The sequence below is a fragment of the Paraplanobispora siamensis genome, assembly GCF_016863175.1.
GTDB classification, from domain to species: domain Bacteria; phylum Actinomycetota; class Actinomycetes; order Streptosporangiales; family Streptosporangiaceae; genus Planobispora; species Planobispora siamensis.
This window is the reverse complement of sequence record NZ_BOOJ01000106.1, coordinates 1-11876: the sequence shown is the minus strand read 5'-3', so window position 1 is coordinate 11876 and position 11876 is coordinate 1. Positions and strand designations below refer to the sequence as shown.

Annotated in this window: 10 protein-coding genes and 1 pseudogene; 7 read left to right on the top strand and 4 right to left on the bottom strand. The window is 70.3% G+C overall.

Annotation, left to right across the window (positions count from 1 at the left end; translation table 11 throughout):
• Window positions 1-209 precede the first annotated feature (209 nt).
• Entirely contained in the window at window positions 210-854 is a 645-nt protein-coding gene (locus Psi01_RS42235) for a hypothetical protein (RefSeq protein WP_204069837.1), read from the top strand.
• Window positions 855-1013: 159 nt separating this feature from the next.
• On the opposite strand, the gene Psi01_RS42230 is transcribed toward Psi01_RS42235, so the two are convergent.
• Window positions 1014-1376 (bottom strand): hypothetical protein, encoded by a 363-nt coding sequence (locus Psi01_RS42230; protein ID WP_204069836.1) that lies wholly within the window; start codon window positions 1374-1376, stop codon window positions 1014-1016.
• 201 nt (window positions 1377-1577) lie between these two features.
• Here Psi01_RS42230 and Psi01_RS42225 point away from each other — a divergent pair, with 201 nt between their 5' ends.
• Complete coding sequence (locus tag Psi01_RS42225; protein ID WP_204069835.1) at window positions 1578-1970, top strand: STAS domain-containing protein; 393 nt, start codon at window positions 1578-1580, stop codon at window positions 1968-1970.
• Between the two features lie 1964 nt (window positions 1971-3934).
• Complete coding sequence (locus Psi01_RS44360) at window positions 3935-4063, top strand: hypothetical protein (protein ID WP_275424665.1); 129 nt, start codon at window positions 3935-3937, stop codon at window positions 4061-4063.
• 247 nt (window positions 4064-4310) lie between these two features.
• Here the strand turns inward: Psi01_RS44360 and Psi01_RS42220 are convergent, their stop codons facing one another.
• Both Psi01_RS42220 and Psi01_RS42215 read right to left on the bottom strand, forming a co-directional pair.
• Window positions 4311-5987, bottom strand: a complete 1677-nt coding sequence (locus Psi01_RS42220) for a hybrid sensor histidine kinase/response regulator (protein ID WP_204069834.1) — start codon at window positions 5985-5987, stop codon at window positions 4311-4313.
• A gap of 23 nt (window positions 5988-6010) precedes the next feature.
• On the bottom strand, window positions 6011-6766 hold the full coding sequence (locus Psi01_RS42215; RefSeq protein WP_204069833.1) for a response regulator transcription factor: 756 nt from the start codon (window positions 6764-6766) through the stop codon (window positions 6011-6013).
• Between the two features lie 53 nt (window positions 6767-6819).
• Here Psi01_RS42215 and Psi01_RS42210 point away from each other — a divergent pair, with 53 nt between their 5' ends.
• The 4 genes and pseudogenes from Psi01_RS42210 to Psi01_RS42200 all read left to right on the top strand — a co-directional run bounded on the left by Psi01_RS42210 (window position 6820) and on the right by Psi01_RS42200 (window position 11544).
• Window positions 6820-7203 (top strand): hypothetical protein, encoded by a 384-nt coding sequence (locus Psi01_RS42210; RefSeq protein ID WP_204069832.1) that lies wholly within the window; start codon window positions 6820-6822, stop codon window positions 7201-7203.
• A gap of 515 nt (window positions 7204-7718) precedes the next feature.
• Window positions 7719-7907: pseudogene (locus Psi01_RS44690) on the top strand (STAS domain-containing protein); the annotation flags it as partial.
• Window positions 7908-8035: 128 nt separating this feature from the next.
• Window positions 8036-8251: a hypothetical protein gene (locus Psi01_RS42205; protein WP_204069831.1), complete on the top strand. Its 216-nt coding sequence runs from the start codon at window positions 8036-8038 to the stop codon at window positions 8249-8251.
• 1259 nt (window positions 8252-9510) lie between these two features.
• Window positions 9511-11544, top strand: coding sequence for a bifunctional DNA primase/polymerase (locus Psi01_RS42200; protein WP_204069830.1), 2034 nt, complete (start codon window positions 9511-9513; stop codon window positions 11542-11544).
• Between the two features lie 82 nt (window positions 11545-11626).
• On the opposite strand, the gene Psi01_RS42195 is transcribed toward Psi01_RS42200, so the two are convergent.
• Window positions 11627-11876, bottom strand: a 250-nt coding sequence (locus tag Psi01_RS42195; protein WP_204069829.1) for an SEC-C metal-binding domain-containing protein, incomplete at its 5' end; no start/stop codon positions are given.

Below are 11876 nucleotides of genomic sequence, written 5' to 3'. Positions count from 1 at the left end.
CGGTCCGAGCATCTTTGAACGGCCCCGAACGCTGCCGAACACCTTCGGCGACAAGCGAACCGACGAGAACAGTTCCGCGATCCCGGACCCGCAGCGACGGGGAGAAGGTCCCCAGGGGATCGACGCGCCTCACGACGTTCGCCGTGCCCGGCCCGGGAGATGGCTGATCCTTCGGTGGGTGCGTGGGCCCCGCCGGAAGGACGACTCTCATGGTCCGTCACAGCGACCGCAAGGCCCAGGCCCGCGCCTACGCCGCCGCCCACGGCCTTACCTACCAGCAGGCCCTACAGCGCATGGCGGCCGAGCGCGCGCACCAGGAGCAGCCGCAGGCGAATACGGCCCCGGCCGTTCAGATCACGACGATCACCATCACGCCCGAGCCGGTAGACGCCACGTGGAAGAGCCCGCGCGGCTACCGCTGCCAGTGCGGCCAGACCGGCGCGCTGACCCGGGCTGTTGCCCGCGTCGGCCACGTCGGCTACGTCACCGAGGACGGCCGTACCTCCCTGCTCGCGCACTGCCCGGCCTGCCTGCCCCCGGTAGCCGGCGACGGCTGGAGCGACGAGCACGCCGCCCGCAGCACCCGCAGCTGGGACCTGATCTGCACGCTGAGGACGGCGGTGGAGTCCGGCCGGCACCCGGGCGTCCGCCGCACCGATCTCTATCTGTGCCCGCGGTGCGGGGCCTGGAGTGTCGATCCGCGGATCACGCTGCCGTTGGGCGTCCTGCTGGACACCGGCAAAGACCTGTACGTCCACCCCTGCCCCGACTGCTGGCAGGAGCAGGGGGCCCAGGCGTGTGCCGATGCGCAGCGTCGATGCGCCCACGAGCTGGCGCGCGGCAACTGGGGCTGACCAGCACCGGCCAGAGCGGCGGGGCCGCTTGCCCGCCGCTCTGGCCCGGCGGAGCATGGATGTCGTGGGGTTCCAGCGAGGGGACAGAGTCCGGGTGGCGCATGCGACCACCGGGCCACGGGCGGTTGGGGTCATCCAGTCCACCGGGTGGGATGGCACCTACACCGTGCGGGTTGGGGAGCGGGTGATCCGGGGCGTACGCGGCGCGCAGCTGCGCAGCGAGGGTCTGCCGTTCTGGTCGACGCCCGCGCGGCCGTCGACTCCGTCCCGGCCGAGCTCGGCGTCCCCGCCGTTCTGGATGAAGCCCGCCGGCACCTCGAACGCGTCGACGGCCCCGCGGCCGTTCTGGATGAAGTCTCGGAGTGAGGACAGCGCGTCGACGGCCGCGCCCGCGCCCGGCGGGATCAGCGCGGCCCGGTGGCTGTGGTCCAACCGCGCCGCGTTGCGGCCGGGCAGGCGCCGGGAGGACGCGCCTCCGCTGTGGGACTGATCGAACCCGCCCCCCTCTTGCTGCGAGTTCACCGGCCCCTTCCACAAGCAGCTGATCGGCTCCCTCACCGGCTCGGCATGGCGCTGGTGTTCTGGAGGTAACCCGACAGTGGGCTGGCCGCGTCATCCTCGCTTCGGCCATGTGGCATCGTGCTGTGCGTCAAGACGCGTGAACGCGCGGTGGTCTGGTAGGAAAGAGGCCGTGTCTGCCCTGAACCCCGCATACCGCCGGCAATGACCGTCCCTACCCGCCCTCCGTACCGCGGCCCGTTGTCGATCTCCCTGCTCCAGCACGCAACGGTCATGGTCGCCCGCTTGGACGGCGAGCTGGGTCCCTCCACCACCCCGACCCTGCGGGAGAGCGTATGGCCGCTGTGGGAGCGCAGCGACGTGACCGCCGTGGTGCTGGATGTCACCGGGGTGCTTTTCTGCGACTCGGTCGGCCTCCGCGCGCTGATCGGCGTGCGCAAGCAGGGCCAGGCCGCGCACAAGCGATTGGCGCTCAGCGGCGTGCAGGGCACCCTGGCGCGGCTGCTGGCACTGACCGGCCTGGTCCGATCGTTTGAGATCCACGACACCGCCCACCACGCGGTGCAGGCTCTCACCCTGCCCGAGCACTCCACGTGAGCGGGATGGACGCCCGGGATCTTCTCACCCGGAGGCTTCCCCTGTAACTCGCTTACCCCGGCCGCCCTCTTCTTCGCGGTCGACTCCATGCCGGCGATCTGGTCGGCCCGCTGGATGTGGAACCACCGCACGGTCCCGCGGTCGACGTGGCGCCGGGAGAACGCGCCTCCGCTGTGGGATTGAGCGAACTCATACCGCCTCTTGCTACGAGTTCACCGGCCCTTTCCATAATTCGGGGCCGGTGATCTCCTACGAGTTCCTGTTCAATCATGGCCGGTAGTCCAAAGAGTCCCGCGACCGGTGAAGTGCGTGTTCTGCGGACTGGCCAAAGTTTTAGCAATCTATGACCAAGGTTTGACTTGAACAGGGAAGCGGCTCTCACCTGCGTGGATGCCCCGTGATGCCTGCGCTGAGGACGCTTGACGCCTGCCTGACGCCGGATAGGTAGCCGGGTCTAAGTGCATGGCGGGTTGCGGGCAATTACGCTGTTCTCAACGTCGTTGACGTGGCGTCTCTGCCTCGGTCGGTATTCCCATGGGATCGACCGGGATCGGGTCTCACGGTCATCCCATCGGTCCTTAGCGACCGGTAGTACCGAGGCCCATACAGGGAGAGGAAACTCATGCCGCGTGGCCGACGCCGCAAGACGGCGGACTCCACCGAGAAGCACCTGCTCATCGTCCGAGCGGTGCTGATTGTGGTGGATCACCTCTTGCGCGCAATCGGGCCCACCTAGCAGCCGGCTAGGACAGGCCCGAGCGCACTCGCACAGGGCCCCGATCTTGCTTCCCTACGGCTGGTCGGGGCCTCTTTCTGATTTCAGGGCTTGACTGGTAGGCAAGCCCTGGGCTTCCAGGATACGGCGCGCTAAGTACATGTACATAGCGCATGGCCCGGCGAGGCCGGTGAACCCGGCTGGGTGGTGATGGCTGTTGCGGGTTATTGGCGGTTGTCAGTGGCGCCAGAGCACCGCTCTACCTGCTGGTAACTTTCGGGAATCCCTATTCCCGGGAGTTGCTTCGCGCCCTGGTGAACCGGACATTTCCGCCTTCCGGACGCCCCTGATGCCTCCCCTCCTCTCCGGCGGGGTCCAGGACGCAGCGCCGAGTGGACCGCTGGGCATGCATACGGAAAACACTCAAAGCGATGGATTGAGCACATAAGGTGTTCGCCGATCCTGGTGAGGTGAGCCGTGTCACCTTCCCCTCGGTTGCCGGGCGCTTTGATCGGCCCGGCCGTGACGTGCTGGCCCTGGCCATCCTTGGCCTGGTCGCGGTGGCCGGCAGCGCGCTGACCACCGCACTGGCCTGGGGCCCGGTGGCGGGCCTGGTCATGGCCGCCGTCCAAGCGGTGGCATTGCTGCGCCTGACGACCCTGTGGAGGCAATCGGGCCGGGCATCGGGCGCAGGGCCGGCCTTCCCGCCGATGCCGATAGCGCACAGGAGCGCGGGCCGGCCAGGGGCCGGCCGACGGGCTCGGCGCCTGGATCGCCGGTGTCCGCACCCGCGCCGCATCCCTCTCTGCGGGCGGGCGGGCCGGGTCAGGGCAGGCAGCAGCCGATGCCGGATGCGCTGAGGGCGCCGGGGGACTGTCGGATCGTTCGCCTCCGGCGGCGCCTTGCCGGTGACGGCGGAAAAGAGCTGATCGACCGGGAGCAGCCGGCCGGGTGGGGTAGGAGATCGCGAGCATCAGCGCCGGTCGTTGCATCCGAGTGATCGTCGCTTCGGCAGCAGCGGCGGCGCTGCGATCTGTAGCATCACGTCGAAACCGGGGCGCCGGGCGCGGAACAGGAGGCTGCTGCGCTTTCAGCAGGCGTATGTGACGATCGGAGAATGATGTCGGCTGAACCATCGCAGATGCGGACCGTTGGGGGCCGGACCTCTGCTTCTGCGGCCCGGGTGGCGGCGGCGCAAGCGCGGGTAGTAGCGGCGCAAGCGCGGGTGATATCGGCGCAAGCGCGGGCGGTGTCGGCCAAAGAACGCAGGCACCGGATCGCGGTCCTGGCCCAGCAGCTCCAGCAGAACCGCCAGCGCCTGGCCGAGAATGCGGCCGGTCTGCAGGAGCGCACAGCGCGCCGCCGCAAGGCCGTCTAACTAGGGCCTCTGACCTGCCGTCTGCCCCTTTCTGGCTTACTTGGTCTGCCCCCCTTCCCGCCGGATTCCGATGCTCATCGACCCCCGAGTCTTTGATGGTGAGGCGCCGGGTGAAGCCGCTGGGCTCATCGCGGTGAAGCATCATCCTCGCCAGGACGGTGTTTCGTTGATCGTTCGGCCTGGCGGCGCGGGTCAGGGCCGGTGAACAGGGCGATCAGATGGTGGACCGGGATGCGGGAGGGGCACGCTAGGCGGGGCGGGGCCTGGGCTGTCCGGAGGCGGGCTGATCGGTCCAGTCGCCGAGGAGTTGGTCGAGGCGGGCGGGATCGAGTGGTTTGGCGAGGTGGGCGTCGAATCCGGCGGCGCGGCTGCGTTCGCGGTCGGCATCTTGGCTGAATCCGGAGACGGCGATCAGGCGGGTGCTGCGGTGGGTCGGGGTGCGGCGCAGCCGGCGGGCGAGGGTGTAGCCGTCGGGGTCGTCGCCGAGAGCCAGGTCGCACAGGATCAGATCGAACGGGTGGTGGGCCGCGGCGAGGGCGTCGGCGCCGTTGGTGGCGATGGTGACGGTGTCGCCGCGCTGGCGGAGCAGCACGGCGTACATGGCGGCGAGGTCAGCGTTGTCCTCAACGAGCAGGACCCGCATCGGCGCCCGGGTGGTGGCCGGCGCGGGGCGCTGCTCGGCGCCATTGGGCGCGGCGTCGGTGAGCGGCAGCCGAACGGTGAACGTGGCGCCGGTCCCGGGACCGTTGCTGTGGGCAGTGGCGGTGCCCTCGTGCAGCGTGGCGATGCCGCGGACCACCGCCAGGCCCAGGCCCAGCCCGGCGGGAGTGCTCTGGCCGGAGGTGCCGGCCCGCACGAACGGGTCGAACAGGCCGGCCGCCGCCTCAGGCGCGAAGCCGGGTCCCTCATCGCGCACGCGCAAGACGGCGTGCCCGGCGTCGGTGCTCACCTCGACGTGGACCGGGAGGTCGGTGGGGGCGTGTTTGCGGGCGTTGTCGAGCAAGTTGCTGATCATTTGGGCGAGGCGGACCGGGTCACCCTCGACGGTCGCCGGCATGTCGGGCAACGCGAGATGGATCCCGGCGCTGCCGGGGCGGGTGGCTTCGATGTCGCCGACGGTGGCGGCCACGAGCGTGCGCAAATCCAGCGGCCGGCGGGCGACCTGCAGGTGGCCGGTGACGACCCGGGCGGCTTCGAGCAGGTCGTCGCTCATCCGGGTCAGGGCGGTCAGTTGCCGGGCGAGTACGGCGCGGGCCGGATGGTCGGGCACGTCCAGCCCAAGGACGTCCAGGGCGGCGCGGGCCGAGGCGAGGGGATTGCGCAGTTCGTGTGACAGGGTGGCGATGAACCGGTCCTTGGCCTGCTGCTGGGCTCGCAGCGCGTCGCCGGCGGCGGCCAGCTCGGCGTTGACGCGCTGCAGTTGCCGGTTGGCGTCTTGCAGGTGGCGGCCGCGGGTGAACAGGTCGGCCTCCATCTGCCCGATTCGGGTCTGCAGCGCCACAGTGATGCGTTGCTGCTCGTGGCCGTGACGGCGTAGTTCGACCAGGTCGGTGACATCCTGGACCCGGTGGACGATGAACGCCACACTGCCGTCGTCGGCGAACAGTGGGGTGTTGACCGGGCTCCAGTATCGCTCGACGAACCCGCCCTCGGGGGTACGGATGTCATAGCGCTGCAGGGCCAGGGCGTCGGGCCGGCCGGAGTCCACCACCGTCTGCAGGGATCGGCGCAGGTTGCGCACGCCGTCGGCGTCCGGGTCCTCCGGGTTGTCGGGGAACACCTCGAACATCGGCCGGCCGGCCACCGCCTCCCGGTCGATCATGGTGGCGTCGGCGTAGGCCTGATTGATGGTGACGATGGTGAAGTCCGCCGTCATGATCAAGTACGGCGACGGGAGCGACTCGAACAACCGTTCGTAGTCCAACGGCCATCCGCTTGCGGAGGCCATCACGGGTCCAGCCGGTAACCGATGCCGCGCACGGTGGTGATCCGCGGGCTGCTCGCGCCGGCCATGGCGAGTTTGCGGCGCAGCCGGTACACATGCTCGATAACGGACGAGCCGTCTTGCCGGTGCGGGTCGGCGCCCCACACCGCGCTCAGCAGCTGGCCGGTGGCGAACACCTGCCGGGGCTGGGCGATCAGCAGCGCCAGCAACTCGTACTCCAGCGGTGTCAACGCCATCGGCACGCCGTCCACGGTGACCTCGCGTGACCGGGTGTCGACGGCCAGCGCGCCGACGCGATGCACCGCCTCGGCACCCGCAGGGTGCGCGCGCCGCAGCACCGCCCGGATCCGGGCGGCCAGCTCCGGCAGGGAGAACGGCTTGACGACGTAGTCGTCGGCGCCCAGCTCCAACCCGACGACGCGTTCCCGCTCCTCGACCCAGCCGGTCAAGATGATCACCGGCAGGTGACGGCCGGCGCGTACCCCGCGCAGGAAGTCCAGGCCGTTGCCGTCGGGCAGGCCCAGATCCAGCACGAGCAGGTCGACGGGGTGGGTGCGCAGCACCGCCGCCGCACCGCGGGTGTCGCCGGCGGTGTAGATCCGAAATCCGTCGCGGGTGAGGTAGGCGGTGGCCATCTCGACCAGGTCCGCCTCGTCATCCACTAAAGCGATCACCGGCCGCGTCACTGCCGGGCGCAGCGGCTCGTGCGCTGGTGAGTCGTTGACCGGCCGGTCATCCCGCGTCGATGCGGCACCCATGTGGTGAGGGTAACACCGAAGACGTCACACCTGCCGCCGCACCTGGAGCCGCCATGCCGCCACCGGATGATCCCGCCGGTTCGCGCACCGCGCGAAGCATCGACGAACCCGGCACCCCACGGCAGCATCGGGCACCACACGCGAGGGAATACAGCACCGCCGCCGCGGCGCGCGCGGAACGCCGGGGTCAGCAGTCCGAACACGCCGACCAGCTCATCGAGCGCAGCGAGCAGCGCATCGAGCGCGCCGACCAGCTCATCGAGCGTAGCGAGCAGCGCATCAAGGGCTCCGACCAGCGCATCGAGCGCGCCGGCCAGCTCATCAAGGGTGACGACCGGCTCCGCGCCGCATCCAGCGACCGCCTGTCGCCACGCCAAGCGCCGGCGCCGACCGGGACCGGCGAGGTGTCGGCCACGGCAGAGAAAGGACAGAGGTGACGGGAACGCCGGCTTCAGCCAAAGAGCCGAGCCATTTCCACAGAAATGGCGATGGCGGTCCGATTCGCCGGCCATGTCACCGATGCGACAAGCCATCGCTTCCGAAGGAAAACTGCCGCATCGGGAGTGGGGTACCGATGGCCGCCCCATATCCGCAGCCCGTCAGCGCTGTAGAGCCCGCAGCCGCGGCCTCGGTGCTGCTGTCGATCTCCCGGGAGATAGCCCGGCGGGCCGCCCTGCAGGCCGGCGTCGCCGCTGAACGCGCGCGAGCCGCCGCCAAGCGCGCGCAGCAGGCCCGCGACCGTGCCCCTGTCATCGCCGAACGGCTGGCACAGGTGCGAGGGCGGCTTCGAGTCGATGGCTCAGTCGACGCGGCCATCAGCTCTTTCCCGGCGTCGAGCACTTCTCCTGCGCGGCAGCCCCCGACGAGCGGCGCACCGGACCGGGAGGCCTCCTGGCTCCACTCATGTTGACCTGCGAGCATCTGCCCGGCGCCACGCTGGTACGCGTGTCCGGTGAGGCCGACGCGCTCACCGCCGCCCGGCTGCAGGCCTACCTCCACCGCGCTCACCGCCGCCCGGCTGCAGACCTACCTCCACCGCGCTCGCCGCCGACCCGACGAGCCGCTGGTGCTGGACCTGAGCGAGCTGACCTTCCTGGACTGCGGGGCGCTTAACGTTCTCATCCGCGTGCACACCCTCGCCGAACAGCAGGCCCCGCCATTGCTGGTGACTGCGACTTTGGACGCGGCCTACGGCTCACCCCGCTTGGAGGCCATTCGGCGGCACGGCCACGTGACGCCGCGTTCAACCTGCGTGCCCTGGCGGCCGCCATGGCTGTCTTCGACGCCCGGCCGCGCGATGTCTGCGAGCACGAACAGGGCTGCTGCCCCGAGCACGGGGTCACCTTGCGCGATCACCGCGACCGCGCCCACGTCCCGCCCGATGTGGCGCTGCGCCTGGACGCCCGGCTTGGCGCCGACGCCTGGGAGCCGCGCGAGCCGAACACCGCGCTGCCGGCCGTCTGGCCGGAACAGCGATCGGCCTGACGGCCGAGGCCTCCGGCGGCCAGGGCGCTCGGCGCCCCTGGACCCCGCCAGGCTCCGGGATGGCACGCACGATCACCCGAGCAGGACCCGAGGGCGGCCTGCAGTCCTGGACGCCACCCCGCCCGCCGGCTCTGGGCCTATCACCCCGCCCCCGCGGCCGCCAGGCACCCCAAGGGGACCCCGCCCGGCACCCCTGGCGCCTGGATGATCGAGACGGCCCAGGCGGACGGGATGGCACCAGCACCACCGACTGTGGATTGCGCGGCGAGCCGTTTGAGGTGCCCAACCCCGTCGAGGAACCGCAGGAGGCCGAGGAAGCATAAAGACGCAGGTCAGGACGGACGTGCCGTATCAGCCAGAGCGGCCGCCCCTAACCCGCCGCCGACCAGACCAAAAATGATCTCCTCCATCGAGCATCAACTCCGCCACTTCTGCCCCAAACATGGCATCCTTTTACCAACATGTTAACGGGGAGTTGGACGGCAGGTCATGTAATGAGCCAGGGGACGGGACGCCGCATCCATCGGCATCCCATCAGGACTGATAACAAGATCAGCAAGGGCGCGCGCCGTACGGCCGCGCCCTTGTGCGCATCCAGGGCCGCGCTACGCGCCCGATACACCGTCCAAGTTTTCGGCGACACGCCGCGTGTTCGGAATGCATGCTCAGCCAGGATGCGCAAAGATCCCTGCATGCCATCAGTAGCAGGACGAGAACGGCGAACCTACGGGACGGGCGGCCAGGTGCCGTTCGCCACCAGGATGCCCAAGTGGCTCAAGGAGGAATACGACGCTGCCGCTCAGCGGCAAGGGTTGTCCTTGTCCCGCTTGCTGGAAGAGCTCATCAAGCTTGAGCCACTTCTCTCGCCCCGGGAAGCCGACGACCAGCCGGCCGACCAACTGAGCGCATAAATGCGTAGGCCCCGGCTGTAAGCCGGGGCGAAGCCTACGTCTTTGAGAGATCCACTTCGGCGGCAACCGACCGGATCTCGCTGCACAACCCCGCGCCAACGGGGCTGCATCATCGGCCCGCATCCAGCGGACCAGCAACACCACACGTCCCTACGAGTTGCGAGAGAAGAGAAGGGAGTCGCGTAGCGGATACCTGCTTATGACGTCCCGGTCTGGCTGACCGGGCCTTTGTTGTCGCAATCACTGACCTGAGAGCGGGCGCTGTCGCATGCCCGGCTCAGGTGTGACCGGAGTGAGTCAACGATAACCGATGACCGTCCGGCTAGCCCAGCATGTCCTGATTCGGGTGTGTCGCCACAGACGGGCGGCAAGGCTGACGCCGGAGAACAATCCGCCGCGTTCTACGCGGCCTTACGCGCTCTGGCCCCGCGTGGCCGGGCGCGCCTTGACGTGCGCACCGATGCCGGAGACGCGTGGGCGCACACCTACGCCGCCACGGCGAAGCTCGGCGAGGATCCGCCGGCGGGACCGTACGCCTGGTATCTGACCAACACCCGCCGCGAGTTCGCGTTCATCGTGTTCGACCTGGACCGCGGCCGCGGCGATGTCGAGCGCGACGCTGATGAGCTGATGAGCGTGCTGGAGGCCGCCGACATCCGATATCTGGTGTGCGTGTCCGGCCCCGCGCGCGGACTGCACCTTTGGGTGCCGGTCGAGCCGGTGGCCGCCGCGGTGGTGCGCGCCCTGGCCCGTGCCGCCGCCCGCCGCCTGCCCACCTTGGACATCAGCCCGTTGACTAACACGCGGACCGGCTGCGTGCGCCCGCCCGGTGCCCCGCACCGGGCCGGTGGCATCAGCGTGCCCGTGCACCAGTGGGTGCCGATCACGCCGGAGGCCACCGCGGCCGCCCTGGCCGAGCGCAACCCCGCCGAGGCGATCGAGCGCCTGGCCGTGCTGCTGGACGCCGACGACCCGGGCCCCGAGCAGATCGAAGCCGAGGCGGTCCGCACGATCGAGACCACCCCGGCCGGCCCGCGCCTGGCCGGGCGCCGGCACCCGGTCGACGTAGCCGAGCTGCTGGCCACCACCCCGGGGCCCGGGGCCGGACACGCCCATCTGGCCCGGATTCTGGTTCGGCTGGCCCTGGCCCGCTGGAGCGCGCCGGAGGCTACCCGCCTGCTGGAGGACCATCTTCAGGCGCCGGGCCTGGTCCATCTGCGCTGCCAGGGCGGAGCCCGCAGCCGGCACCGCGGGCCTGGCGAGCGCGTCGCCCTGATCGCTCGTCAGTGGGAGCGCGCGGTGGCTTATGCCGCCACGCTGCGTCCGCTGGCCGCGCCCGTCGACGGCCCCCCTGGCGAGGCCGAGCAGAGTGCGCCAGCCGATGAGTGGGATGTGCGCCTGGCCGCCGTGGTGCCGCTGGTGGCCGGCGTGCGCGAGGCGATTGCCGCCGAGCCGGGCCGGTGGAGCACCCCGGCCGGGCCGGCGGATCGCCGGGCTTTGGAGTATGTGCTGGAGCTCGCTCTGCAGACGGCTCGTGAGGAGATCGAGTTGGATTGCCGGCGTCTGGCCCTGGCCACGGGGATGGGTCGCAGTACGGCCGCTCGCGCGCTGGAGCGCCTGATCCTGGACGGGTGGCTGGAGTTGGCCGCCAGGGGGGAGGGGCAGCGCGCCCACCGCTATCGGGTGCTCCCGCAGAGCCACGGAGAGGTCGCCGCATCGCCTGTGACGAACGAGGTTTCCGGGTCCGTTGCACAGGGTGGGACACAAGGAAACCCGCCCCTAGCAGCAGAGCTCCAACGACTGCGGGCGGCCCGTGCCCGGCACTGCTCGGAGCTGCTGGCGCGGCGCACGCTGGTCAGTCACGACGTGTTCGCGCACCCGCACCGGGCCCGGGGTCCGGCTGGACTGGGGCGTCACGTGGCGGGGACTGCTGCGGTCCTTGATACCGGTCTTTACAAAGTACAGGACATGGCTAGGGTGACCGGCTACAGCCTACGGACCACCCGCCGCCACCTAGAAATCCTGCGTGCCCACCGCCTGGCCCGCACCAGCGAGCGTCCCGAACCCGGCGCCTGGCGACGTACACGGACCCGGTTGCACACCGTCGCGGTCCGGATCGGCGCGGCCGGCACCCGCGAGCGCCGCCACCGCAGCTACGCGATCGAACGCGAAGCCTACACCTGGTGGCTGGCCGAACTCGGATGGATGCGCACCACAGGCAAGCGCCGCAGGCCTCCCGAGCCGGACCAATCTCGCCTCGTGCTGGCTGGGTTGCCCCGCTGGGGCAACCGCGACCGCTACCCGCGCGACCACCACGGCCGGGCCGACCACCGGGCGGCCCGCCTCGGCGTGGCCACGCAGCGCCTCAGCGCCACAGCATGAGAAGCACGAGTGCCGGGTCAGGCCGGGGCGCCCTGCCCAGAAAGTGGACGTGGCACCAGAGTGATCGAGAAGATCTGCGGGATCACTTCGCCGCGCCAGTCTCAGCCGTCGGTGCCCCATGGCAACGCTTGTACTTCTTACCCGACCCGCACCGACACACTGCGTTGCGCTCCACATCGCCGTAAGCCGTACGCTCACTGGACGCGGCCGATCGAGCAAGCTCCGCATCGGCGCGCTGGCTGTTCGACAAATTTCTGCGCACGATCCCTGTTAACGGATGGTCTTCCCCCAGAATGCGCTCGGCATCAGCGAGGGTCTGCTGCAGCAGGGGG

What these genes read in the sequence shown, in the direction of transcription:
- Psi01_RS42210 (WP_204069832.1), top strand. Translation starts at nt 6,820, where the DNA reads ATGCCGCCACCGGATGATCCCGCCGGTTCGCGCACCGCGCGAAGCATC.
- Psi01_RS42215 (WP_204069833.1), bottom strand. Translation starts at nt 6,766, where the DNA reads ATGGGTGCCGCATCGACGCGGGATGACCGGCCGGTCAACGACTCACCA.
- Psi01_RS42225 (WP_204069835.1), top strand. Translation starts at nt 1,578, where the DNA reads ATGACCGTCCCTACCCGCCCTCCGTACCGCGGCCCGTTGTCGATCTCC.
- Psi01_RS42205 (WP_204069831.1), top strand. Translation starts at nt 8,036, where the DNA reads ATGGCTGTCTTCGACGCCCGGCCGCGCGATGTCTGCGAGCACGAACAG.
- Psi01_RS42235 (WP_204069837.1), top strand. Translation starts at nt 210, where the DNA reads ATGGTCCGTCACAGCGACCGCAAGGCCCAGGCCCGCGCCTACGCCGCC.